The following is a 24,863-nucleotide window of genomic DNA, read 5'->3' on the forward strand; positions in this document are numbered from 1 at the left end:
ACGTGTCCCTGGGCCGCTAGACGCCCAGGTACTGCCGCCGCGCCGCGGCGTCGCCCGCCAGCTGCGCCATGCCGGCGCTGTACACGATGCGGCCCTGCTCCAGCACGCAGGCGCGGTCGGCCACGGCCTCGGCGAAGGGCAGGTTCTGTTCGCTCAGCAGGATGCCGATGCCCTGGGCCTTCAGCGCGCGGATGGTGCGCGCCATCTGCTGCACGATGACTGGCGCCACGCCCTCCGAGGGCTCGTCCAGCAGCACCAGCAGCGGCTGGCCCATGAGGGTGCGCGCCACGGTCAGCATCTGCTGCTCGCCGCCGCTCATGCGCCCGCCGGGGCGGTCGGGCATTTCGCCCAGATTGGGGAACAGCGTGAACAGCCGCTCGGGCGTCCACAGCGGCGCGGGCGTGCCGTCGGGCCAGTGGCGGGGCTTCTGGCGGCCCACCTCCAGGTTCTCCAGCACCGTGAGGTCGGTGAAGATGCGCCGATCCTCCGGCACGTAGCCCAGGCCGCGCCGCGCGATGGCGTGCGGCGGCTGGCGGTCGATGCGCTGGCCCAGGAACTCGATGCGCCCGCTGCGCCGCTCCAGCAGGCCGGCAATGCCCTTGAGCGTGGTGGACTTGCCCGCGCCGTTGCGCCCCATCAAGGCCACCACCTCGCCGCGCCCCACGCTCAGCGATACGCCGTGCAGGATGTGGGCGGCGCCGTACCAGGCGTGCAGGTCCGCCACCTCCAGCAAAGGTTTTTTTGCCACCAAAGCCTTGTCTGGCAAGCGCGAGGCGCTATCGTTTTGATTGTTCATGCCGACTCCAGTGCCAGCCCCGTGCCCAGGTAGGCGGCCTGCACCCGCGCGTCGTCCTGGATCTGCTGCGGCGTGCCCTCGGCCAGCAGCTGGCCGCGCACCAGCACGGCCACGCGGTCGGCCAGGCCGAAGACCACGTCCATGCTGTGCTCGGTGAACAGCACGCCCATGTGCCGCTCGCGCGCGATGCGCTGCACCAGCTGCATGAGCGCCAGGCGCTCGGCCGGCGCCATGCCGGCGGTGGGCTCGTCCATCAGCAGCAGCGCCGGGGCGTGCGCCAGCGCCATGGCCAGCTCCACGCGCTTGACATCGCCGTAGGCCAGCGCGCTGCACGGGCGCTGCGCCTGGGCAGCCATGCCCACCTGCTCCAGCAGCGCCAGCGCATCCTGCGGGCGGTGCGCATCGGCACGGCGCCACCAGCGCCAGGCCTGCCGGTCGTGCGACAGCAGCGCCATCTGCACGTTCTGCAGCACGGTAAAGCTGGTAAAGGTCTGCGCGATCTGGAAAGTGCGGCCCACGCCGCGCCGCCAGACGGCGCGTGGCGCCAGACCGGTGATGTCCTGCCCCTGCAGCAGCACGCACCCCGCATCGGGCAGGAGCTGCCCGCCCACCAAGTTGAAGGTGGTGCTCTTGCCCGCGCCGTTGGGGCCAATCAGCGCCAGCAACTCGCCGGCCTGCAGTGCGAACGACACGCCCTGCACGGCCTGCACGCCGCCGAAGGACTTGCGCAGCCCCTGGACCTGCAGCAGGCTCACGGCGCGCCCTCCTGTGCTTTGTTTTTGATAGCTGCTCGCGCTTGCCACATCTGCGCAAAACCCGAGATTCCTTGAGGAAACAGCAGCACCAGCAGCAGCATGATGCCGCCCAGCAGCGCGCGCCAGTAGTCGGTACTGCGCGCCACGGTGTCGTGCAGCCAGGTGAACACGCCCGCGCCCACCACCGGCCCGGCCAGCTGCTGCATGCCGCCCAGCAGCACCATCACCAGCCCGTCCACCGAGCGCGACACGCCCAGCGCATCGGGCGCCACGCTGCCTTTGGAAAACACGTACAGCGCCCCCGCCAGACCGGCCAGCAGCCCCGCCACCACAAAGGCGGCCCACTGCACGCCGCGCACGTCGATGCCAATGGCGTCGGCCCGCAACGCCGAGTCGCGCGCCGCGCGCAGCGCCCAGCCCAACGGCGCAAACAGCATGCGCCGCAGCAGGTAGATGCCCGCCACGGCCAGCGCCAGCACCAACCAATAGAAGCCCGCGCCCTGCGCGGCCCACTGCGGCGGCCACACGCCGGTGATGCCGTTGCTGCCGCCGGTGAACCCGTCCCACTGGTAGGCGATGGCCCAGGTGATCTGTGCGAACGCCAGCGTCAGCATGGTGAGCGACACGCCCGACAGGCGCACGCAGAACCAGCCGTACACCAGCGCACCGGCCGCCGCCACCAGCGGCCCCAGCAGCAGCGCCGTGCCCATGGGCCAGTCCAGCCAGCGCACCAGCAGCGCCGCGCCGTAGGCGCCCAGGCCGAAGTACGCCGCATGGCCAAACGAATGCAGCCCGCCCGGCCCCAGAATGCAATGCAGGCTGGCGGCGAACAGCGCGGCAATCGCGATGTCGGTCAGCAACACGGTGGCGTAGCTGCCCGGCTCCACCGCCAGCGGCAGCAGCGCCAGGCCCAGCACCAGCGCGCACCAGGCGGCCGTGGCACCCTGCCCCGCCTGGCGCAGCGGCGCCTCGGGCGCGCCCACGCCGCGCGCCACGGCCTGCGGGCGGCCCATGAGGCCCCAGGGCCGCCAGATGAGCACGGACGCCATCACCAGGAATTCCACCACCAGCGTGAGCCGGGGAAAGGCCACCTCCACCCCCGCGACCTCGACCACGCCCAGCCAGATGCACACGGCCTTGAGCTCGGCAATCACCAGCGCCGCCACGAAGGCGCCGGGCAGCGAGCCCATGCCGCCCACCACCACCACCACGAAGGCGGCGCCGATGGTGAGCATGTCCAGTTCCAGGCTGGCGGGCTCACGCGGCAGCTGCAGCGCGCCGCCCAGGCCTGCCAGCAGGGCCCCCAGCGCAAACACGCTGGTGAACAGCCAGGCCTGGTTCACACCCAGCGCACCGACCATCTCACGGTCCTGCGTGGCGGCGCGCACCAGCGTGCCCCAGCGCGTGCGCGTGAGCAGCAGCGTGAGCAGCACCAGCACCAGCGGCCCCACGGCGATGAGGAACAGGTCGTAGGCCGGGAAGCGCCGGCCCAGCAGGTCCACCGCGCCCTCCAGGCCCGGCGCGCGCGGGCCGAACAGCTCCTCCGGCCCCCAGAGCCACAGCGCCGCGTCCTTGATCACCAGCACCAAGGCGAAGGTGGCCAGCAGCTGCAACAGTTCGGGTGCGCGGTAGATGCGGCGCAGCAGCAGCACCTCCACCGCCGCGCCCAGCAGGCCCACCGCCAGCGGCGCCAGCAACAGCGCAGGCCAGAAGCCGAGGGCCTCGCCCAGACGCTCCACCAGGGCATAGGCCAGGTACAGGCCCAGCATGTAGAACGAACCGTGCGCGAAGTTGACGATGCGCATCACCCCAAAGATCAGCGACAGCCCCGCCGCCACGAGGAACAACGTGGAAGCGCCCGCCAGGCCATTGAGCAGTTGGGCCAGCAGCCCCGAAACATCCATGTCAGTCGTCCAATGCCGCACAGTGCCACCGCAGCCCGCGCGGGTGAAGCCCGCAGCCATAGCGCCCGGGTCGCCCGGCGGTAGCAGCCGCGCCGTCCCCCACGGGAAGGGCGCAGGCGCAGAGTGCGGCGGTCACTCGTCCTTGCGCAGCCGCTTCACCTCGGCGTCGCTGGGCTGGTACTTGGCGCCGTCGCGGTAGGTGAAGTCCACCATCACACCCTTGCCCATGCGCAGCGCGGTCTTGCCCACGTAGGCACCCATGGTGGATTGGTGGTCCTGCGTGCGGTAGGTGATGGGACCGAACGGCGTGGCCACCTGCAGGCCGCGGAAGGCGGTGATGAGTTTCTCGGTGTCGGCCGATCCAGCCTTGGCCAGCCCCGCCGCAACCGACTGCACGGCGTTGTAGCCCACCACCGAGCCCGCGCGCGGGTAGTCCTTGAAACGCTTCATGTAGGCGTCCAGAAAGGCCTTGTGCTCGGGCGTCTGGATGGCATACCAGGGGTAGCCGGTGACGATCCAGCCCTCGGGCGTCTCGCTCTTGAGCGTGTCCAGGTATTCCGGCTCGCCCGACAGCAGGCTCACCACGCTGCGGCCCGTGAACAGCCCGCGGGTGTTGCCCTCGCGCACGAATTTGGCGAGGTCGGCGGCGAACAGCACGTTGAAGATCGCATCGGGCTTGGCGTCTTCCAGCGCCTGGGCCACGCTGCCGGCATCCACCTTGCCGAGCGGCGTGGCCTGCTCGGCAACGAACTCCACGTCCGGCTGCGCGGCCTTGAGCAGTTGCTTGAAGGTGGCCACGGCCGACTGGCCGTACTCGTAGTTGGGGTAAACGATGGCCCAGCGCTTTTTCTTCAGCGCCACGGCTTCGGGCACCAGCATGGCCACCTGCATGTAGGTGGAGGGGCGCAGGCGGAAGGTGTAGCGGTTGCCGTGCTCCCACACGATCTTGTCGGTGAGCGGTTCGGCCGCCAGGAAGAAGCGCTTCTTCTGCTGCGCGAAGTCGGTCAGTGCCAGGCCCACGTGCGACAGAAAGCTGCCCATGAGCACATCCACCTTCTCGCGCGCGATCAGTTCCTCGGCCGCGCGCACCGCGTCGCCGGGGGTGGCGTTGTCGTCGCGCGTGACCAGCCGCAGTTGCTTGCCCTGGATGCCGCCGGCCGCATTGATCTGCTCGACCGCCAGTTCCATGCCCTTCTTGTAGGGCTCCAGGAAGGCGGGCTGGGCCTTGTAGCTGTTGATCTCCCCGATCGTGTAGGCCCCCTGCGCATAGGCGCCACCTGCAAACAGCAGGGCGAGCAGGGGGGTGAAGGGCTTGTGCATGGTCGAATCCTTTGCCACAGGTCAGCTTCCGGGCAACGCAACTGTACCGCTGCCACGAGTTTGCCCGACAATGTGCGGGTTTGCCCGCATGGCAGGGGGCAGCCAACGCCCGCACGCGATGCTTGACGGGTGCCGTGGACACAGCGCAAATGTCGGCTTATGCCGAGAGCGCATATCAAAGCCGCGACACTAACGCCACCGGCCCTGCCCCCACGGCTCCCGTTCGCCCTGTTTTCGTTCATTTTTCTGGCACCCATCCATGAGCGCATTTCACGAAGAGCGTGTACTGACCGTACACCACTGGACCGACCGCCTGTTCTCCTTCACCACCACGCGCGACCCGGCGCTGCGGTTCTCCAACGGCCACTTCACCATGATCGGCCTGAAGGTGGACGGCAAGCCGCTGCTGCGCGCCTACAGCATCGTCAGCGCCAACTACGAGGAGCACCTGGAGTTCCTCTCCATCAAGGTGCCGGACGGCCCGCTGACCTCGCGCCTGCAGCACATCCAGGTGGGCGACTCCATCATCGTGGGCAAGAAGCCCACGGGCACGCTGCTCATCGACTACCTGCTGCCCGCCAAGCGGCTGTACCTGATGTCCACGGGCACGGGCCTGGCGCCGTTCCTGAGCGTGATCCGCGACCCCGAGACGTACGAGAAGTTCGAGCAGGTGATCCTGATCCACGGCGTGCGCCAGGTGGCCGAGCTGGCCTACCACGACTACATCACCAAGGAACTGCCCCAGCATGAGTTCCTGGGCGAGCTGATCACCAAGCAGCTCAAGTACTACCCCACGGTCACGCGCGAGCCCTTCCGCAACCAGGGCCGCATCCCCGACCTGATCGACAGCGGCAAGCTGGCCGCCGACCTGGGCCTGCCCGAACTCAACCCGCTGGAAGACCGCGTGATGCTCTGCGGCAGCCCGGAGATGCTGGCCTCGCTCAAGGAACTGCTGGAAAAGCGCGACTTCGAGGAAGGCAACACCACGCGCCCCGGCGACTTCGTGATCGAGCGCGCCTTCGTGGAGAAGTGACGCACGCGGCCCTGGCCGCGCCGGTCTGCTAGCAAAATAGGAGCTATTGGCGCTTGCTCACAGGCGATCCAACGCCAATCCCCCTTCAAAACGGCCTGCCCGCAAGCGCAGGCCGCTTTTATTTTTGTAGCGCCTGCGTGGCCGCGCTCGTCAAACGCAACCCCTGCGCTCAATAGCCCCGGTCCACTACGCGCACCGGCTCCACGCCCGCACGGTCGGCGTCCGCCCCCGGGTCCACGCGCAGGCTCTTGCCCTGCACGCGCACGGCCGTGCCCTCGGCCAGCGGCTGGGCGCGCGTGAAGTTGCGCACCGAACCGTCATCCATGCGCACGCGCATCTGGTAGACCGTGGTGGTACGGGCGCGCTGCTCCACCTTGTGGCCCACGTAGCCGCCGCCCACGGCGCCCAGCACCGTGGCCGCGGTGCGGCCCGATCCCTTGCCGATCTGGTTGCCCAGCACGCCCCCCAGCACACCGCCGGCCACCGCGCCCACGCCCGTGGCCGGCGCGGCCTGCTCGACAGCGCGCACCGACTCCACCCGCCCGCAGGTGCCACACACCGGCGCCGCACTGCGCTGCGCCACGGCCCGCTGCAGCGGTTCGCCGCGCTGGGTTGGCACTGGCGAGGGCGATGCCGCCGGCTGTGGATAGCCCTGTGCATACGTCTGTGGGTCGTCCTGTGGATACGCCTGTGGAGAAGGCGGCGCTGCTGCGCGCCGGGCTGTGGGATTAGCTCCTGAATCGAGAGCTGCCATCGCTTGCTGCGACTGGACTGGAGGCGCTTTTTCATTCAACACTTCCGCCTCGGGCGTGCGCGGCGCGGTGGCTGCCAGCGTGGCGGCCGGTCCGCCGGCCGCGGAGTCGCCAGCAGGCGGACCGCCGCGCAGGTTCTGCGCCAGCAGCGTGCCACCCAGGGCCAGCACACTCACGCCCAGCACGCCCACGGCGGCCCACAGCCATTTGAGCGAAGCCGCGGACGGGGCTGCGGCGGAGGAAGCAGAGGTGGAATGCATGTGCTCGTTCGGTTGCCAGAAGAAAAGCCGCGGGCTGCGCATGCAGCCGCCACGGCACCGGCGCCAAGGCTAACGCCGGCCCTGCTTCACAAAACCGCGCGCGGCGTAACGGACGTAATCAGCGGTCAACGGCCCGCCGGCGCGGAGGCGGCGGTACGCGTTTCGTGCAGCGCCCGCGCGCTGGCGGCCGAGAACAGCAGCACCGCGGACGAAAAGTAGATCCACATCAGCAGCACCACCAGCGAGCCCGCAGCGCCATAGGCCGACACCACCGCCGCGGTGGACAGGTACAGCGCCAGCAACTGCTTGCCCACCGTGAACAGCGTGGCGCCCACCACCGCGCCGAATACCAGGCAATGCGTGGGCGGCTTGGGGCCGCTGCCGATGCGCATCAGCCCCAAGAACAGCGCCACCGCCACGGCGAAGGCCACGGCCTCATTGACGATCTGCAGCAGCGTGCCCGAGCCGAACGGCAGCCGCGCGCTGGCCCAGGTGGCCAGCACGTTGATGGCCGTGGACAACACCAGCGACACCAGCAGCAGAAAGCCGATGGCCAGCACATAGGCCAGGCCCCGCAGGCGCAGCGAGGCCATGCGCCACCACGCCTTGCGCTCGGGCGCGGGCTGGCCGTGCGCCCACAGCCGCTCCAGCGCGCTCTGCAGCTCCACGAACACCCCCGTCGCGCCGGACAGCAGCAACACGAAGCCGGCCACCGACGCGAGGCGCCCCTCGGCCGGCTCCTGCGCGCTGGCCAGCGCCAGGCGCACCACCTCGGCGCCGCGCTCGCCCATCACCCCGCGCACCTGGGCGATGAGGTTGCTCTCCAGGTAGGCCTGGTCGATCCACCACCCGAGCACACCCACCAGCAACAGCAACAGCGGCGCCAGGCTCAGCATGCCGTAGAACGACATCGCCGCGCTCATGCGCAGGCCGTCGGCGTCCAGCCACATCTGCACGGCGCGCACCAGCGGCGCAATGGGCTGCAACACTCGCTGCAGCAGTGGCTGGGCAATAGATTTGAGGCTCTGCAGGGACAGTGGCATGGCCCGATTGTGAACAGTGCGGGCCCGGCCCCCTGTCGGCGCAAGCCGATAGCCGGCTGCGCACCGGCTGCCGCACGGACCAGGTGGACGCTCTTACACTTCCCAGTCTTCACTCACCACGACAGACAAGCATGCAAACGCGTTGCGCCCTGGTCGGCATGCCGGGCTCGGGCAAATCCACGGTGGGCCGCCAGCTCGCCCGCCGTCTGGGGCTTCCCTTCGTGGACCTGGACCAGCGGCTGGAGCAGCGGCTGGGCACCAGCATCCGCGACTATTTCGACCAGCATGGCGAAGCGGCCTTTCGCGACCACGAGGCTGCGCTGCTGGCCGAGCTGGCCGCCCAACCCGGCGGCATGGTGCTGTCCACCGGCGGCGGCGCCGTGCTGCGCGAGGACAACCGCGCCACGCTGCGCCGCGGCTTTCCCCATGTGATGTACCTGCGCGCTTCGCCCGACGAGATCTTCAAGCGCATCAAGCACGACCGCACGCGCCCCCTGCTGCAGGTGGACGACCCGCTGGCCCGCCTGCGCGACCTCTACCGCGCGCGGGACCCGCTGTACCGCGAGGCCGCGCACTACGTCATCGAGACCGGCCGGCCCACGGTGCACACGCTGGTCAACATGATCATGATGCAGCTGGAGATGGCGGCGCCGGGCGACCCGGTGTAGCTAGCGCCCTTCCTCAGACATGAAAAAGGCCCCGCATGCGGGGCCTTGGTTCTCTTGCGGCGCAGAGGCTTACCAGCTGCGCACACGTCCGGTGTCGATGTGCACGAACTGTTCCCGGGCGTAGTAGCCCACGCCGCCCGCCCGCAGGGAGATGGCGGCGTCGCGCAGGTCGCTCAGGGACACGCCGGGCAGGCGCACGTCGATGGCCTTGCCGTCCATGTGCAGGCTGCGCCGCGCCACACCGCCGCCGCGCGTGGTGCGCAGCGTCTCGTTGGTGTGGGGGCTGCGGTAGCCGGAGATCACCTCGAACGGCTGCTGCGTCTGCAGCGTCTGCCGCACGCGGTGCAGCAGGTGGAACAGGTCCGGGTCCATCACGCCGACGTCGCCGCTGTAGTGGTCGCGCAGGAAGTGGTTGAGCGTGGGCAGCGCCGCGGGAACGAATTGTTCGCCCTGGGCGTAGACCAGTGCCAGCCGCTCATGGGTGTGCAGGTGGTTGAAGGCCAGGCGCCGCGCAAGGTCCTGCTCTTCGCTGAGCGACGCCAACGCCGCCTTGGGCAGCAGCACCGCGGCCGCAGCGGCGTGCGCGACGGCGGCGCCGCGCCCCAGGAATAGACGGCGGTGGGGGTTGTGCGGTGGAGCCATGCGCGAAAAACCTCGAAAAAGCGAAAAAACGCGCTATTTTGGACCGATCACCCCGGCAGCACTACCCGCGCGGACCGCATCGTAGGGTTTTGCCGAATGCAGGCGCAGCAGGCTGGCGAGCTTGCGGTCATGGCCGTACAGGTCGCCATAGAAGTGCGGACGGCCGTCCTGCACCACCACGGTGATGTGCGTGATGATGACCGGCACCGGATGCGGCAGCCGTACGAACACGGGCTTGGGCTGCGCCATGGCCGCACGGATACGCTCCACGGTCCAGGCGGGATCGTCCTGCAACACGAACTGGGCGAGCGCCACCGGCTCCTCGACACGCACGCAGCCGTGGCTCAGGTCGCGCCGGCTGCGGCCGAACAGCGTGGGCGCCGAGGTGTGGTGCAGGTAGATGTTGTCGTTGTTGGGCAGCACGAACTTGATATCGCCCAGCGCGTTCAGTGGCCCCGGGCGCTGGCGTATGCGCGCCTGGCCTGCCAGCACGGCACCCAGCATCTCGGGTGTGGTGTCGGTGCTCACTCCCGCCGCGCTGACGAACTCCATGCCCTGCCGTGCCAGGTAGCCCGGGTCGCGGCGCAGGCGCGGCACGGTTTCGCCGCGGGCGATGGACGGCGGGATGTTCCAGTACGGACTGAATTCGATGGACTGCATGTCCTCATCGAACAGCGGCGTGCGCGTATCCAGCGCCTTGCCGACGATGACCGCCATGGACAGGCGCAGCGTGATCCTGCCACCCGCGTACTCATAGGCGCGCAGGCGGTATTCGGGCACGTTCACGGCGATCATGCGCGGGCCCTGCAGCACGGGCGTCCAGCGCAGGCGCTCCATCTGCAGCGCGATCTGCTCGGCGCGTGCGGCCGGGGGCACATTCAGCGCCGCCAGCGTGGTCGCGCCCAGCACCCCGTCCGCCTCCAGCCCGTGGCGGCGCTGGAAGGCCGTGACGGCCTCGACCAATGCGGGGGTGTATTGCGCCGGCGCGGACGCTGCGGGCGGCTCGCCCGTGGGCTGCGGCGGCAGGTCGCCCAACGCCACCAGCCGCTCGGCCAGCACGCCCAGGCCCTCCCAGGGCTGGCCCGGCGTGAGCTTGCGGCCCGGCAGCGCGGGCAGCGGCTGCGCCCAGGCAGGGTGAGCGCCCATCGCGCGGTACTGCGCCAGCAGTGCGCGCAGCGCCGGGTACATGGGCACGCGAGGGATGGCCGCGTCCCGCGCCTGCTGGATCTGGCCGTCGGCCAGCGCGGTCTGCAGCGCGGCGCGCAGGTCGGGCTGGGGGCGGCGGGAGTGGTCGTAGCGCTCGTTGAGCCGTGCCGGATCGATGCGCCCGCCGTGCAGCTCATACAGGTAGCGCTCCACGGCCTGCGTCAGCTCCTGGTCGAGCGCCACGGCGGAGGCGGCATCCAGGCCGCGGGCGGCTGCGGCCGCCAGCGCATCACTCAGGTGCTGCGCGCCATAGTCGGCCGGCTCCAGCCCATCGGCTGCGGCTTCGTTGAGCCAGCGCACCGCTTCATGCGCAGCCGGCAGGGGGCGCCCGTCAGCCGTCAGCCAGGACGGGTTCGCCCAGGCAGCCAGCGGCATCCAGGCCGCCAGCAGCAGGGGGGCAGTGTGGTGTGTCAGCAGGCGCAGGTTCATGGGTCGATCTTGGCATGGCCTGCGCCGACCAGGCGCTATAGCCCCAGATTCGGCGCAAGCGCGCGCTCCACCTCGGCCAGGGGCACTCCGCTGCGCTGGGCCATGTCCTGCACCTGCGCATCGTCGATCTTGCCGACGCTGAAGTAGGTGCTCTCGGGGTGGCTGAAGTAAAAGCCGCTCACACTGGCCGCGGGCGTCATGGCGTAGCTGTCGGTAATGTCCATGTCCACGTCGGCCGTACCCAGCAATGCAAACAGCGGCTTTTTCACCCGGTGATCGGGGCATGCGGGGTAGCCAGGCGCGGGGCGGATGCCCACGTACTTCTCGGCGATCAGTTCGTCGTTGGACAGCCGCTCGCCCGCCTGGTAGCCCCACCAGTCGGTGCGCACGCGGTGGTGCAGCCATTCGGCACCGGCCTCGGCCAGGCGGTCGGCCAGGGCCTTGAGGGTGATGGCGTTGTAGTCGTCGTGGTCGGCCATGAACTCGGCCACCTTGGCATCCACGCCGATGCCGGCAGTGACGGCAAACGCGCCAATGTGGTCGGCCTGCGTGGGTGCGCCACCCTCCGGGCGAGGCGCGATGAAGTCGGCCAGGCAGCGACTGGGGCGCATGCGGCCCTCGGCGTCGGGCTGCTTCTCGGCCTGCTGGCGCAGGCCGTACCAGGTGAGCACGACCTTGTCGCGCGCGGCATCGGCATACAGCTCGATGTCATCGTCGCGCACGGTGTTGGCGGGCCAGAAGCCCACCACGGCGTGGGCCGTGAGCCAGCGGCCCTCCACGATCTTCTTGAGCATGGCCTGTGCGTCGCGGAAGACGCGCGTGGCTTCCTCGCCCACCACCTCGTCCTGCAGGATGTCGGGGTACTTGCCGGCCAGGTCCCAGGTCTGGAAGTACGGCGCCCAGTCGATGAAGGGCACCAGCTCGGCCAGGTCGATGTTCTTGATCACGCGCCGGCCGATGAACTTGGGCGCCGGCGGCTGGTAATGCGCCCAGTCGATGCGCGTCTTGTTGGCGCGGCACTGCGCCAGCGGCCACACCGGCGTCTTCTTCTTGTTGGCATGCAGGTGGCGCACATGGTCGTAGTCGGCCTGCACCTCCGCCAGGTAGCTGTCCTTTTGCTCGCCCAGCAGGCTCTGCGCCACGCTCACGCTGCGCGAGGCATCGGGCACGTAGACCACGGGGCCCTGGTACTGCGGCGCGATCTTGACGGCCGTGTGCACGCGCGAGCAGGTGGCGCCGCCGATCAGCAATGGAATCTTCTTGATGCGGAAGTACTCGTCCTTGTCCATCTCGCCGGCCACGTACTGCATCTCTTCCAGGCTGGGCGTGATGAGGCCCGACAGGCCGATGATGTCCGCGCCTTCGGCCTTGGCGCGCGCCAGGATTTCATGGCAGGGCACCATCACGCCCATGTTGATGACCTCGAAGTTGTTGCATTGCAGGACGACGGTGACGATGTTCTTGCCGATGTCATGCACGTCGCCCTTCACGGTGGCGATGACGATCTTGCCCTTGCTGGACACATCCAGGCCGGCGGCTTCCTGCTGGCGCTTTTCTTCCTCGATGTAAGGGATCAGGTGGGCCACGGCCTGCTTCATCACGCGGGCGCTCTTGACCACCTGCGGCAGGAACATCTTGCCCGCGCCGAACAGGTCGCCCACGATGTTCATGCCGTCCATCAGCGGGCCTTCGATCACGTGCAGCGGGCGGCCGCCGCCTTGCACCACGATCTGCTGGTAGGCCTCCTCGGTGTCTTCGACGATGAAGTCGGTGATGCCGTGCACCAGCGCGTGCGACAGGCGCTCGCCCACGGTTTTCGGGTGCTCGGGCGTGCCGCGCCACTCCAGCTTCTTGCTGTCGTCCTTGGCGGCGCCCTTGGCGGCCTCGGCGATCTCCAGCAGGCGTTCGGCCGCGTCGGGGCGGCGGTTCAACACCACGTCTTCCACACGCTCGCGCAGCTCGGGGTCGAGGTCGTCGTAGACGCCGACCATGCCCGCGTTGACGATGCCCATGTCCATGCCGGCCTTGATGGCGTGGTACAGGAACACGGTGTGGATCGCCTCGCGCACCGGCTCGTTGCCGCGGAAGCTGAACGACACGTTGGACACGCCGCCCGACACCTTGGCGCCCGGCAGATGCTGCTTGATCCAGCGCACGGCCTCGATGAAGTCCACGGCGTAGTTGGCGTGCTCTTCGATGCCCGTGGCGATGGCGAAGATGTTGGGGTCGAAGATGATGTCCTCGGGCGCCATGCCCACCTCGTCCACCAGGATGCGGTAGGCGCGCTCGCAGATCTCGGTCTTGCGTGCGAAGGTGTCGGCCTGGCCCATCTCGTCGAAGGCCATGACCACGGCAGCCGCGCCGTAGCGGCGGATCAGCTTGGCCTGGCGCTTGAACTCCTCCACGCCCTCCTTCATGCTGATGGAGTTGACGATGCCCTTGCCCTGCAGGCAGCGCAGGCCGGCCTCGATGACCTCCCACTTGGAGCTGTCCACCATCACCGGCACCCGGGCGATGTCGGGCTCGGAGGCGATGAGGTTCAGGAAGCGCACCATCGCGGCCTTGCTGTCCAGCATGGCCTCGTCCATGTTCACGTCGATGATCTGCGCGCCGTTTTCCACCTGCTGGCGCGCCACCGACAGTGCCTGCTCGTACTGGTCGTTCAGGATCATGCGCGCGAACGCCTTGGAGCCGGTGACGTTGGTGCGCTCGCCCACGTTGACGAACAAGCTCCCCTCGCCGATGAACACGGGCTCCAGCCCCGACAGGCGCATGGGCGGCACGGCGTGCGAAGGGACGGAAGATGCGGGGGCGGACGACGGCATGGGGCTCACCTGGATAACAAGAACAGATACATCAGGTGAGCGCCGTTGGTACACGCACGGCTGCATGCCGCGGTGGGCCCGAGCCTGACGCCGCCACGCGCGAGCCGCCTGTGCGGCCCCGGCCGGCGGGCGCTGCAGCGCTCCTCGGGAGAGCGTCGAATTCTACGCGGCCCACCTTTGGGGGGCAGGCATATGGATATACCCCCGCGTGCACTGTGCGCCCAGAACGTGGCCCCTACACGGGGCGGTGGCTGTTTCAAGCAAAAACAGACCGCAAGCCAATCACAGCAAGCGCTAGCAGCTATCAAACAAGGAGCATCAGCCCTGCTCCCGTAACAGTCGCAGCTTGCGGTACAGCGTGCGCGTGCTGACCCCCAGGGCGCGCGCCAATTCGCGACGCGACGCGGCCCCACCCGCCAGCGCCGCGCGCAGGGCCTCGGATTCGATGTCACGCAGGGTGGCGTGGTCGGGCTGCTGCGCAGCGCGGGCCGGCGCCGCCGCGGGCGCATCGAACGAGAGCGCGCGCTCGATCGTATGGGCGGTCACCACCGCGCCGTCGGTCAGCAGCGCGGCACGTTCCAGCACGTTGCGCAGCTCGCGTACGTTGCCGGGGAAGGGGTGCTGCGCCAGCCGGCGCAGCGCCGCGGGCGCAAGCACCAGGCCCCGCCCCCCGGCCACACGCTGCAGGAGCGATTCCGCCAGCAGCGGAATGTCCTGCGGGCGTTCGCGCAGCGCGGGCAGCTGGATGGGAAAGGTGCTCAGGCGGTAGTACAGGTCCTGGCGAAACCGCCCCTCGCGCACCATGGCACGCAGGTCGCGGTGGGTGGCCGCCACCAGGCGGATGTCCGCGCGGCGCAGCTCGGTGTGGCCCACGCGGCGGTAGGTGCCGCTTTCCAGCAAACGCAGCAGCTTGACCTGCATGGTGAGCGGGATGTCGCCCACCTCGTCCAGGAACAGCGTGCCGCCGTGCGCCGCCTCCACCAGGCCGGCGCGTGCGGCATGGGCGCCGGTGAAGGCGCCACGCTCGTGGCCGAACAGTTCGCTCTCGAACAGCGTCTCGGGCAGGCTGGCGCAGTCCACCACCACCAGCGGCCGCCCCGCGCGCGGGCTGGCCTCGTGCACGGCGCGCGCGGCCAGCTCCTTGCCCGTGCCCGACTCGCCCAGCAGCAGCACGCTGGCCTGCGACGGGCCCACGCGCGCGATCAGCTCCAGCACGGCCTGGAACGCGGGCGCGCGCCCGATCATGCCCAGCGCGCCCGGCTGCCCCTGGGCAATGCGCAGCGGCTCCATCTTCTCCAGAAAGTACTGGGGCTGCCCCGCCTCGTCGCGCAGCGGCACCAGTTCGATCTGCACGTATTCCTCACCCGCCGGGGTGTGGTGCAGGTGCAGCACGCGCTCGCGCTGGCCGCTGAAGAGCGAGCGCGCCAGCGGGCAGGTCTCGCCCGCCTGGTCGCACGGCACGGGCGAATGGTGCGAGACCGCATGGCAGGTGCGCCCCACCACCGGCGCGCCCTGGCCGAACTGGCGACGGTAGGCGCCATTGGCGGCCACGATGCGGTAGCCGCGGTCGAACAGGATGTGCGGCTCGGGCAGCCCCTCCAGCCAGGAGGCGAGCAGCGCGGTCTGCGCCACCTGCGCCGGGGTGGGGGAAAGATCAGGGGTGTCGGCCATGGTGACATATGGTGTCACAAATGGCATGCATTGGCAGTGTTTCTACCCTCCACCATGGCAGCGCTGACTCCTTGGGTGGATGTAAGCCTTTGTTCCACATAGGGATTTCGCACGGAGTGCCGCGCGGCCAGGCTGGCACGGCTCTTGAGTCAGGACAAGCAAGCGCGCGGCCCCTTGGCCGCGCCTATCGAGAAGGAACTGCCATGACCGCCCTCCCCGCCTCGTGCACCTGCGCCGCGCCCGACGCAGAACGTCGCACCCTGATCCACGCCACGGCCGCCGCCGGGGGCCTGGCCGCCGTCGGCGCGGCCGTGCCCCTGGTCAGCAGCCTGGCGCCCAGCGAACGCGCACGCTCCCTGGGCGCAGCCGTGGAGGTGGACATCGCCGGCCTGCCGCCGGGCGGCATGCTCACGGTGGAGTGGCGCGGCAAACCCGTCTGGATCGTGCGGCGCACGCCGGAGATGCTGCAGTCGCTGCAGGGGCTGGAGGCACAGTTGGCCGACCCCGCATCGGCCAAGGACCAGCAGCCCGACTACGCGCGCAATACCCACCGCTCCATCCAGCCGGAGGTCTTCGTGGCCATCGGCATCTGCACGCACCTGGGCTGCTCGCCCACGGCCGTGGCCCCGGGCGCGCCGCAGTCCGGCCTGGGCGCGGGCTGGCCCGGGGGCTTCTTCTGCCCCTGCCATGGCTCCACGTTCGACAACGCGGGGCGCGTGTACCGCAACAAGCCCGCACCGACGAACCTGGAGGTGCCGCCGCACCGCTTCCTGAGCGCCACGCGGCTGCTGATCGGCGAGGACAGCGCCAGCGCCTGATCGACCGCCCTTCGCCCAAGACCATCACAACCACGCCCCCTTCCATGCCCGCCCCACAGACCCAGCCCCCCGCTGCCGAACGCGACGTCTACGTCGACCTGTACGAAGCCAAGAAGAAGATCTACCCGCGCGCCATCGGCGGCGTGTTCACGCGCTGGCGCTGGGCGCTGGTGCTGCTCACCCAGGGGGTGTTCTACGGCCTGCCCTGGTGGCAGTGGGGCGAGCGCCAGATGGTGCTGTTCGACCTGGGCGCGCGGCGCTTTTACCTGTTCGGCCTGGTGCTGTACCCGCAGGACTTCATCTACCTCACCGGCCTGCTCATCATGTCGGCGCTGTCGCTGTTCCTGTTCACGGCGGTGGCGGGGCGGCTGTGGTGCGGCTTTGCCTGCCCGCAGACGGTGTACACCGAGCTGTTCCTGTGGCTGGAGCGCCTGACCGAAGGCGACCGCAGCGCGCGCATGCGGCTGGACAAGGGCCCATGGACCTTCGAGAAGCTGTGGCGCAAGACGCTCAAGCAGCTCGCCTGGGTGTCGGTGGCGCTATGGACCGGATTCACGTTCGTGGGCTACTTCGTGCCCATCCGCCAACTGGGCGGCGAGCTGCTGGCGCTGCACGGCACCTGGCAGATCTTCTGGGTGGGGTTCTACGGCTTCGCCACCTACGGCTTCGCGGGCTACATGCGCGAGCAGGTGTGCAAGTACATGTGCCCGTATGCACGCTTTCAGAGCGCAATGTTCGACAAGGACACGCTGATCGTCACCTACGACACCCAGCGCGGCGAGCCGCGCGCCGCGCGCAGCAAGAAGGTGGACGCCAAGGCCGCCGGCCTGGGCGACTGCATCGACTGCTCGCTGTGCGTGCAGGTGTGCCCCACGGGCATCGACATCCGCAAGGGCCTGCAGTACGAGTGCATTGGCTGCGGCATGTGCGTGGACGCCTGCAACACCGTGATGGACAAGGTGCAGTACCCGCGCGGGTTGATCCGCTACGCCACGCAAAACGGCATGCAAAACCGCTGGAGCAGCGCACAGATGCTGCGCCGCGTGCTGCGCCCGCGCGTGCTGTTCTACAGCGCCGTGCTGCTGGCGCTGTGCACGGCCATGCTGGCCAGCCTGGTCACGCGCACGCCGCTGAAGGTGGATGTGGTGCGCGATCGTGCCGCGCTCTCGCGCGTGGTGGCGGGTGGGCAACTGGAGAACATCTACCGCGTGCAGGTCATGAATGCCACCGAGCAGCCCCAGCGCTACCGCATCACGGCCAGCGGCCTGCAGGGGCTGCAGGTGGCCTCGGAGCCCGAAGTGGAGATCGGCCCCGCCGAGTCGCGCTGGGTGGCGGTGCGGCTGCAGGTGCCCTATGGCGCCGCGCCCGCCGGTTCGCACACCGTGCACCTGGACGTACAGGCGCTGGGCGACCGGGCGCAGGTGTCGGAAAAGACCGTGTTCCTGGTGCCGCGGTAGGCGCGGCCGCACATTACAAGCCAAAAGAGCTTCTAGCGCCCTTCTATCAAGCGCTGGAAGCTCTTTATTTCATAGCAACTTCGCTATCAATCCATGCGGATGTTGCGCTCCTTGATCAGCGCACCCCAGCGGGCCAGTTCCTTGTCCAGGTGCGTGGCCAGCTGCTGCGGCGTGGTACCGATGGGCTCGGCGCCGATGGTCTCGAACTTGGCCACGGTATCGGGCTGCTTCATGGCGTCGATCAGCGCGGCGTTGATCTTGTTCACGATGGCCGCCGGCGTGCCCGCGGGCGCGAACACGGCAAACCAGGGCGAGACCTCGTAGCCCGGCACGCCGGCCTCGGCGATGGTGGGCACGTCGGGCAGCGTGGCCGATCGCTTGGCGCTGGTCACGCCCAGCGCGCGCAGCTTGCCGGCCTGGATGTGCGGGCGCGCCGAGGTGATGCTGTCGAACATCAGGTCCACCTGGCCGCCCAGCATGTCGGTCACGGCCGGGCCGCTGCCCTTGTAGGGCACGTGCAGCAGGTTCAGCCCGGCCATGGAGGCGAACACCTCGCCCGCCAGGTGAATGGAGGTGCCGTTGCCGGCCGAGGCATAGGTGAGCTTGCCGGGGTCGCGCTTGGCATGGGCGACCACGTCGGCCACGGACTTGTCGGTCGTCTTGGCGGTGTTCACCACCAGCACGTTGGGCACGATGGCCAGCAGGCTGATGGGCGCGAAGTCCTTCACCGGGTCGTAGCTCAGGCGCGGGTACAGCGCCTTGTTGGTGGCCATGCCGATGGACGTGATCATGATGGTGTAGCCATCGGCCGGCGACTTGGCCACGGCGTCGGCGCCGATGTTGCCGCCCGCGCCGGGACGGTTCTCGATCACGAAGGGCTGACCCAGCGTGCGGCCGGCCTTCTCGCCCAGCGTGCGGGCAATCACGTCCATCGCGCCGCCCGGAGGGAAGGGCACGACCCACTTGATGGGCTTGGCAGGCCATTGGGCGTCGGGCTGCGCCATGGCGGCAGCGGGCAGCAGGCCGGCGGCGGCCAGGGTGCAGGCGCCCATCAGGGCAATGCGGCGGGAGAAAGTCATGGTGTGTCTACCTCAGGTCCAGGATGTCAGGCGGCGGCCACGCGGTCCATGCGTGCCTCGGGGCGCTGCTCGTCGGCCGACAGGGCCTTTTGCAGCACGAAGTCAAAGCGCACGCGGGTGAACGGCGCGCTGATGCCCAGCGATTCATAGCCGGCGGCGGGCGTGCCCGGCTCCAGCGTGACCACCAGGCCGTCGCGCGTGGCGAAGGCGAAGTCGTCGTCCAAGAAGCTGTCGCCCGGAATGTTGACCTGCGTGGTCAGCGTACGCAGGCCATCTGCCACCACCAGGAAGTGGATGTGCGCGGGTCGGTTGCCATGGCGGCCCAGGGCGTCGAACAGTTCGGCCGTGGGGCTGCCCGGCGGGATGGCGTAGCCCGGCGGGATGAAGCTGCGAAAGCGATAGCTGCCGTCCGCACCCGTGCGGATCTTGCGGCGCAGGTGGTAGGGCGCCTGGTCGGGGTCGAAGTGCGAGTAGCGGCCCAGCTCGTTGGCGTGCCACACGTCCACCAGCGCGCCGGCCACAGGCTGGCCCGCGGTGTCGAGCACGCGGCCTTCCATCACCACCACCTCGCCGCGCGGCGGCTCCTCGCCCTCGTCCAGGCGCACCTCGCGCTCGGACAGCGGCGCGCCGGCCACGAACAACGGGCCCTCGATGGCGCGCGGCGTGCCCGCGGCACGCTGGGCGCGCTCGTCGGCCTCGTCCATGCGGATGTCGATCAAGCGGTCAAAGCCCAGGCCGGCGGTGATCAGGCCCGTCTGGCCGCTGGCGCCCAGGCGCGTGAGCCAGCCCACGCCGGCCCAGAACTCGTCGGGCGTCACGTCCAGCTCTTCGATGGTGCGGAACAGGTCCGTGACGATGCGCTGCGTGATCTGGCGCACGCGGGCATTGCCCTCGGCCACGTGCACGGTGTTGACGATGTCCAGCAACTGCTGGGCGGTGTATTCGGCCATGTCTCTCTCCTGTGGGATGGAATGTGGGGTGTCGGAGGCCGTGCGTCAGCCGGCGGCGCCTTCCTGCACGATGGCCGACGGATGGTTGGCCAGCGGCGTCACGTGGATGTCCATGTAGGGAAACAGCGGCAGTTGCGACAGCAGCTGGTGCAGCTCGTCGTTGGACTGCACGTCGAACACGCTGTAGTTGGCGTACTCGCCCACCACGCGCCAGATGTGGCGCCAGCGGCCGTCACGCTGCAGGTCTTGCGAGTACTTCTTCTCGCGGGCCTTGATTTCGTCGGCCTGCGCGGCGGGCAGGTCGTGGGGAATCTTCACATCCATGCGAACGAGGAACAGCATCTGGGTTTCTCCTGGCAAAAAAAGGGGTTCAGGCGGGCTGCGCGCTGGCGCGGCCCAGGTCCACGTGCACGGGCGTGAGGCCCTGGCGTGCCCGGTCGAAGCGGTCGAGCCGCTCGGGCACCACGGTGAGGCCGAAGCCCGGCCCGTCGGGCAACTGCAGCGCGAAGTCGGAAATGACCATCTGCTGCTCCACGATGTCGTCCACCAGCAGCTGCGGGCCGAACAGCTCGCAGTTGTGGTGCGTGCCGCCCAGCGTGGCAAACACATGGGCCGAGGCGGCGCTGCCGACGGAGGTCTCCAGCATCGTGCCGCCGTACCAGCCGATGTCGGCGGCGCGCGCCACGTCGGCCACGGCGCGCGTGCGCAGCAGGCCGCCGTGCTTGGCGATCTTGAGCGAGAACACATGGCAGGCGTTATGGCGCGCCAGGCGCATCGCGTCCTGCGGCGTGCAGACGGTCTCGTCGGCCATCACCAGCGCGGTGTGGGGCAGCGTGGCGGTGAGCTGGCGCAGCGCCTCCTCGTTCCACTGGGCCACGGGCTGCTCGATCAGGCCCACACCGGCGTCGATCATCTCGGGCAGGTAGCGGCGCGCGGTGGCGCCGTCCCAGGCCTGGTTCACGTCCACCGTCATGCTGGCGCGGCCGTCCAGCGCGCGGGCGATGCGTGCCACGTGCGCCACGTCGTCCTGCGGCGCGCGCGCGCCAATCTTCAGCTTGAAGATGCGGTGGCGGCGCGCGGCCAGCATCTTCTCGGCCTCCTCGATGTCCTTGGCGGAGTCGCCGCTGGCCAGCGTCCACGCCAGGGGCAGGCTCTCGCGCTGCTTGCCGCCCAGCAGTTGCCACACGGGCAGGCCCAGGCTGCGCGCCACGGCGTCGATGGCGGCCTGCTCCACGGCGCTCTTGGCAAAGCGATTGCCCTTGCAGGCCAGGTCCATGCGGTGCAGCAACTGCTCGAAGCGGCCCGCGTCCTGGCCGATCACGGCAGGCGCAAGGTAGCTGTCGATGGCGTGCCGGATGCTCTCGGGCGATTCCTCGTTCCACGAGGGACCGCCGATGGTCGCGGCCTCGCCGAAGCCGCTGGCGCCATCGCTCAGCCACAGCTGCACGATCACGGGGCTCTGGCGCTGGATGGCGCCGAACGAGAGCTTGTGCGGGCGGATCGTGGGGATGTCCAGGATGCGTGCCTGGATGCTTTCGATGCGCAGCACGGAAGCGGAAGGAGAAGTCGTCATGGAAAGCGGGCCGTGGCGGAAAAAAGCGTTACGGGCCATGACCTTAGCGCTGGCATCGGGGCGAATCCAATGAGATATATTGCAGTTTTTGTTCGACGCCATCGAACAGTCACAGGTTTTAGGGTTAACCCTTAGAACGGATTGCACCCATGGAACTGCGCCAGTTGCGGTACTTCTTGAGCGTGGCCGAGACCGAGCACCTCACCCGCTCGGCGGATGCGCTATTCGTCACGCAGTCCACGCTCTCGCATGGCCTGCGCCAGCTGGAGGCCGAGTTGGGCGTGCCGCTCTTTGACCGCCTGGGGCGCGGGCTGCGCCTGTCGCAGGCGGGCCATGCCTTTCGCGACCACGCGGCGCGCGCGCTGCAGGAGCTGGAAGCCGGGCGGCAGGCCGTGGCCGACATGAGCGCGCTGCAGACAGGCACGCTCCAGGTGGGCGTGATCCCCACCTTCCTCACGCGCTTCGTGCCCGACGCGGTGGCCGCCTTCAGCGCGCGCTACCCGGGCGTACAGCTCACCGTGCGCGACCTGCGCAGCGGCCAGATCGAGGAACTGCTGATCGCCGGCCGGCTGGATCTGGGGATTGCCTTCCATCCGGCCAGCCGCGAGGAGATCGAGGCCGAGCCGCTGTTCGAGGAACGCATGCATCTGGTGGTGCACCAGGGCCACCCGCTGGCGCGCAGGCAGCGCCTGCGGCTGGCCGAGCTGGCGGGCGTGCCGCTGGCGCTGCTGCCGGCCAGCTTCGCCACGCGCCGGTTGATCGACGCGGCCTTCGCCCAGGCGGGCGTGACGCCGCTGGTGCGCGTGGAGATGGAGTCGGTGGATGCGCTGCTGCAGGCCTGCCGCAGCGGGCCGCTGGCCACCATCGCCGCCGAGCACGCGGCCCTGCACGCGGGCCCCGACATGCGCGCCGCCGTGCTCACCGAGCCGCGCACCGTGCGCCGCGCCGGCCTGCTGTGGCGCCGCGGCGCCTCGCGCAGCGCCGCGGCGCGCGAGTTCGTGGCGCTACTGCGGCCCGCCATCGCACGCACCGCTGCTCCGCCTTCCCTGCAGGGCGGTGTTGCACAGCAAGAGTAAAAAATGACTCTAGCGCTTACCAGTCAAGCGCGAGCAGCTATGAACTAAGGAGCACCCACCACGACCCCCGCTGGCGCGGCAGCAGGCATGGCCTGGGCCGATGCCGGCAGGCCGAAGACGCGGTCGAACGCCCAATTGAAGGCGTAGGTGTAGACAAGGAAAAACAGCAGCAGGCCGGCCTCCATCACCGTGGCCTGCCACAGGCTCACACCGAACCACCAGGCCATCAGCGGGATGAGGACCAGCGCCAGCCCGCCCTCAAAGCCCATGGCGTGCACCACGCGCCGCAGTACGGAGCGGCCCTTGACGCGCTGGCGCGCCTCCCAGCGCTCGAACAGGGCGTTGAAGGTCACGTTCCAGGCGATGGCCAGCGCGGACGCGACGACGGCCATCACCCCCGAAGCGCCCGCGCCCTGGCCAATGGCCATGAAGAGCAGGCTGGAGACGATGATCGCGATGATTTCGTAAAGGGTGACAAAGACCACCCGGCGCTTCGGCCCCTGCAGGCCGACCGCATGTGTTGTTGCACTCATGCGGCGCAGTATAGGGAGTGAAATCTGAAGGAAAAAGTCATCTTCTTTCAGAAATATTGATAGATTGGCGCATGGCCTTCACTTCCGACAACGTCCTCGTGTTCCTGGCCGTGCTGGACCGCGGCTCGTTCTCCGCAGCGGCGCGGGCGCTGTCGCGCGTGCCCTCGGCCGTGAGCATGGCCATCGCCCAGCTGGAAGCCGAGCTGGACATGCCGCTGTTCGACCGCAGCGGCCGAGAGCCGCGCCCCACGGCGGCCGCGCGTGCGCTGGAGCCGCAGGCACGCGCGCTGGCGGCGCAGCTGCAGCAGCTCAACACCCAGGCGCTGGCGCTGACCCAGGGGCTGGAGGAGCGCCTGACCCTGGCCATTGCACCCGAGCTGCTGGCCGCGCGCTGGCACGGCCCGCTGGCCACGCTGGCGCAGGACTACCCGCTGCTGCAGGTGGAGGTGCTGGCCGCGCCCCAGGCCGATGCGCTGGCCCTGCTGCATGCCGGGCGCGCCCAGCTCGCGCTGGTGTTCGAGCGCCCCAGCCTGGACGGGCGGGAAGACTTCCAGGAGGTGGGCAGCGAAACCCTGGTGGCCGTCATCGCGCCGCAACATCCGCTGCTGGCGCCTCGCGCGGCGGGTGCGGGCCCTGCAGGCCTGCGCGAGGAACACCTGGCCGGCACGCGCCAGATCGTCGTGGCCGGGCGCGACCTGGGGCAGACCGATGCGCGCTTCGTCTACGCGCGCCACCATTGGCGCACCGACAGCCACTTGGCCGCGCTGGGCTTGATCGAGGCCGGCCTGGGCTGGGGCTGGCAGCCGCGCGCGCTGGTGGCGCCGCGCATCGCCGCCGGCACGCTGGTGGAACTGCCCCTGGAGAACCTGAGCAACGGCGCCCAGTTGTGGGTGGACGTGGTCTGGTCCCGCGAGCGCCCGCTGGGCCTGGGCGCACGCCGCTTCGTAGAGTTGATGGCGCGCCAGCGCCCCGGCAGCAGCCCGGCGCCACAATAGCCAGGCACTGACCATCTTGAGGAGCGTTCATGCCCACCTACCTGCCACCCTTTGACATCGCCGACGACGCGCTGGCCAAGCAATGGCGCCAGTGGCAGCCCAAGGACTTCGCCCCGAACGGCGGCAACGGCAAGAACGGCAAGCACGCCGACAAGGACAACGGCGCGCTGCACCTGAAGGACTACGACCCTGGCGCCAAGCCTTTTTCCTGCGGCGACAAGGCACTGGACAAGGCCCGCGTGGAGGAGCTGGCACTGGAGCTGGACGCGCTGCAGGACCTGCTGTACGCCGACCGCCGCTACAAGCTGCTGGTGGTGCTGCAGGGCATGGACACCGCCGGCAAGGACGGCACCGTACGCGGCGTGTTCGGCCGCATGAGCGCCCTGGGCGTGCATGCCGTGGGCTGGAAGGCGCCCACCGAGCTGGAGCGCGCGCACGACTACCTGTGGCGCATCCACCGCCAGGTGCCCGGCGCGGGCGAACTCACCGTGTTCAACCGCAGCCATTACGAGGACGTGCTGGTGCCCGTGGTGAACGGATGGATCACGCCCGAGCAGCAGCGCCAGCGCTATGCGCACATCAACGACTTCGAGCGGCTGCTGGCCGAAACGGGCACGGTGGTCATGAAGTTCATGCTGCACATCAGCAAGGACGAGCAGCGCCAGCGCCTGCAGGAGCGCCTGGACGACCCCACCAAACACTGGAAGTTCGACATGGGCGACATCCAGGTGCGCGAGCAGTGGGACGCCTACCAGCGCGCCTATGAGGCCTTGCTGCCCGCCACGCACACCCCGTGGGCGCCGTGGACCATCGTGCCCGCCGACTCCAAGACGCACCGCAATCTGATGATCGCCAGCGTGCTGCGCGGTGTGCTGCAACGGTTGGAACTGCGCTACCCACCGGGCGACCCCGCGCTGGAAAAGTTCACAGTCAAATAGGGCTCTAGCGCTTGCATGGAAAGCGCCAACAGCTCCTTTTAAAGGAGCAAATTTCACCAAGACGCGGGCATGGCAAGGTTATGCATCGAATGCATTAGATGGAAACATGGCGGCGTTGGACAGCCCTGGGCGACAGGCAT

Annotated in this window: 22 protein-coding genes; 7 read left to right on the forward strand and 15 right to left on the reverse strand. The window is 69.3% G+C overall.

What is annotated here, in order from left to right; genetic code table 11:
* Positions 1-16: 16 nt before the first annotated feature.
* The 4 genes from BA022_RS14390 to BA022_RS14405 all read right to left on the reverse strand — a co-directional run bounded on the left by BA022_RS14390 (position 17) and on the right by BA022_RS14405 (position 4,775).
* Positions 17-796, reverse strand: a complete 780-nt coding sequence (locus BA022_RS14390) for an ABC transporter ATP-binding protein (protein WP_228403615.1) — start codon at positions 794-796, stop codon at positions 17-19.
* Positions 793-1,551, reverse strand: a complete 759-nt coding sequence (locus tag BA022_RS14395) for an ABC transporter ATP-binding protein (RefSeq protein ID WP_088887906.1) — start codon at positions 1,549-1,551, stop codon at positions 793-795. The genes BA022_RS14390 and BA022_RS14395 overlap by 4 nt, the downstream gene beginning before the upstream one ends.
* Positions 1,548-3,455, reverse strand: coding sequence for an ABC transporter permease (locus tag BA022_RS14400; protein WP_088887907.1), 1,908 nt, complete (start codon positions 3,453-3,455; stop codon positions 1,548-1,550). Before BA022_RS14400 ends, BA022_RS14395 begins: the two co-directional genes overlap by 4 nt.
* Positions 3,456-3,587: 132 nt before the next feature.
* Positions 3,588-4,775: an ABC transporter substrate-binding protein gene (locus tag BA022_RS14405; protein ID WP_088887908.1), complete on the reverse strand. Its 1,188-nt coding sequence runs from the start codon at positions 4,773-4,775 to the stop codon at positions 3,588-3,590.
* Between the two features lie 259 nt (positions 4,776-5,034).
* Between BA022_RS14405 and BA022_RS14410 the strand changes: the two genes are divergently transcribed.
* Positions 5,035-5,808 carry a ferredoxin--NADP reductase gene (locus BA022_RS14410; protein WP_088887909.1) on the forward strand — a complete coding sequence of 258 codons (774 nt, stop codon included), beginning with the start codon at positions 5,035-5,037 and terminating at the stop codon, positions 5,806-5,808.
* A 169-nt stretch (positions 5,809-5,977) separates the two neighbouring features.
* Here the strand turns inward: BA022_RS14410 and BA022_RS14415 are convergent, their stop codons facing one another.
* Together BA022_RS14415 and BA022_RS14420 are read right to left on the reverse strand one after the other, a co-directional pair.
* Positions 5,978-6,820 carry an outer membrane lipoprotein gene (locus BA022_RS14415; RefSeq protein ID WP_088887910.1) on the reverse strand — a complete coding sequence of 281 codons (843 nt, stop codon included), beginning with the start codon at positions 6,818-6,820 and terminating at the stop codon, positions 5,978-5,980.
* Between the two features lie 125 nt (positions 6,821-6,945).
* The gene (locus BA022_RS14420; RefSeq protein ID WP_088887911.1) at positions 6,946-7,863 is read right to left on the reverse strand and encodes a YihY/virulence factor BrkB family protein; all 918 of its coding nucleotides are present in this window, start codon (positions 7,861-7,863) and stop codon (positions 6,946-6,948) included.
* Positions 7,864-7,994: 131 nt separating this feature from the next.
* Between BA022_RS14420 and BA022_RS14425 the strand changes: the two genes are divergently transcribed.
* Positions 7,995-8,531, forward strand: coding sequence for a shikimate kinase (locus BA022_RS14425; RefSeq protein WP_012655272.1), 537 nt, complete (start codon positions 7,995-7,997; stop codon positions 8,529-8,531).
* 69 nt (positions 8,532-8,600) lie between these two features.
* On the opposite strand, the gene mepK is transcribed toward BA022_RS14425, so the two are convergent.
* From mepK to BA022_RS14445, 4 genes are all read right to left on the reverse strand, one after another.
* A complete protein-coding gene (gene mepK / locus BA022_RS14430; RefSeq protein ID WP_047350181.1) occupies positions 8,601-9,173 on the reverse strand; it encodes a peptidoglycan L,D-endopeptidase MepK in 573 nt (190 codons plus the stop codon).
* A 33-nt stretch (positions 9,174-9,206) separates the two neighbouring features.
* On the reverse strand, positions 9,207-10,808 hold the full coding sequence (locus tag BA022_RS14435; protein WP_088887912.1) for a L,D-transpeptidase family protein: 1,602 nt from the start codon (positions 10,806-10,808) through the stop codon (positions 9,207-9,209).
* A gap of 35 nt (positions 10,809-10,843) precedes the next feature.
* Positions 10,844-13,633, reverse strand: a complete 2,790-nt coding sequence (gene metH / locus BA022_RS14440; RefSeq protein ID WP_228403618.1) for a methionine synthase — start codon at positions 13,631-13,633, stop codon at positions 10,844-10,846.
* A gap of 318 nt (positions 13,634-13,951) precedes the next feature.
* Positions 13,952-15,304, reverse strand: a complete 1,353-nt coding sequence (locus BA022_RS14445; RefSeq protein ID WP_088887914.1) for a sigma-54 interaction domain-containing protein — start codon at positions 15,302-15,304, stop codon at positions 13,952-13,954.
* Between the two features lie 203 nt (positions 15,305-15,507).
* Here BA022_RS14445 and petA point away from each other — a divergent pair, with 203 nt between their 5' ends.
* Positions 15,508-16,122: a ubiquinol-cytochrome c reductase iron-sulfur subunit gene (gene petA, locus BA022_RS14450; RefSeq protein ID WP_011803614.1), complete on the forward strand. Its 615-nt coding sequence runs from the start codon at positions 15,508-15,510 to the stop codon at positions 16,120-16,122.
* 44 nt (positions 16,123-16,166) lie between these two features.
* Positions 16,167-17,579, forward strand: coding sequence for a cytochrome c oxidase accessory protein CcoG (gene ccoG / locus BA022_RS14455; RefSeq protein WP_088887915.1), 1,413 nt, complete (start codon positions 16,167-16,169; stop codon positions 17,577-17,579).
* A gap of 86 nt (positions 17,580-17,665) precedes the next feature.
* On the opposite strand, the gene BA022_RS14460 is transcribed toward ccoG, so the two are convergent.
* From BA022_RS14460 to BA022_RS14475, 4 genes are read right to left on the reverse strand one after another with little or no spacing between them, the layout of a single operon-like run.
* Positions 17,666-18,658: a tripartite tricarboxylate transporter substrate binding protein gene (locus tag BA022_RS14460; protein ID WP_088887916.1), complete on the reverse strand. Its 993-nt coding sequence runs from the start codon at positions 18,656-18,658 to the stop codon at positions 17,666-17,668.
* A 26-nt stretch (positions 18,659-18,684) separates the two neighbouring features.
* On the reverse strand, positions 18,685-19,608 hold the full coding sequence (locus tag BA022_RS14465) for a dioxygenase family protein (protein WP_088887917.1): 924 nt from the start codon (positions 19,606-19,608) through the stop codon (positions 18,685-18,687).
* 45 nt (positions 19,609-19,653) lie between these two features.
* On the reverse strand, positions 19,654-19,950 hold the full coding sequence (gene catC / locus BA022_RS14470; RefSeq protein ID WP_011803610.1) for a muconolactone Delta-isomerase: 297 nt from the start codon (positions 19,948-19,950) through the stop codon (positions 19,654-19,656).
* A gap of 28 nt (positions 19,951-19,978) precedes the next feature.
* Positions 19,979-21,181, reverse strand: a complete 1,203-nt coding sequence (locus BA022_RS14475) for a muconate cycloisomerase family protein (RefSeq protein WP_088887918.1) — start codon at positions 21,179-21,181, stop codon at positions 19,979-19,981.
* A 149-nt stretch (positions 21,182-21,330) separates the two neighbouring features.
* Here BA022_RS14475 and cynR point away from each other — a divergent pair, with 149 nt between their 5' ends.
* Positions 21,331-22,257 (forward strand): transcriptional regulator CynR, encoded by a 927-nt coding sequence (cynR, locus tag BA022_RS14480; RefSeq protein ID WP_012655261.1) that lies wholly within the window; start codon positions 21,331-21,333, stop codon positions 22,255-22,257.
* A 44-nt stretch (positions 22,258-22,301) separates the two neighbouring features.
* On the opposite strand, the gene BA022_RS14485 is transcribed toward cynR, so the two are convergent.
* A complete protein-coding gene (locus BA022_RS14485; RefSeq protein ID WP_088887919.1) occupies positions 22,302-22,790 on the reverse strand; it encodes a PACE efflux transporter in 489 nt (162 codons plus the stop codon).
* Positions 22,791-22,861: 71 nt separating this feature from the next.
* On the opposite strand from BA022_RS14485, the gene BA022_RS14490 reads away from it, so the two are divergent.
* Positions 22,862-23,785, forward strand: coding sequence for a LysR family transcriptional regulator (locus BA022_RS14490; RefSeq protein WP_012655259.1), 924 nt, complete (start codon positions 22,862-22,864; stop codon positions 23,783-23,785).
* A 29-nt stretch (positions 23,786-23,814) separates the two neighbouring features.
* Positions 23,815-24,723, forward strand: a complete 909-nt coding sequence (locus BA022_RS14495) for a PPK2 family polyphosphate kinase (protein WP_088887920.1) — start codon at positions 23,815-23,817, stop codon at positions 24,721-24,723.
* Positions 24,724-24,863: the final 140 nt, after the last annotated feature.

This window comes from Diaphorobacter nitroreducens (genome assembly GCF_002214645.1).
GTDB classification, from domain to species: domain Bacteria; phylum Pseudomonadota; class Gammaproteobacteria; order Burkholderiales; family Burkholderiaceae_C; genus Diaphorobacter; species Diaphorobacter nitroreducens.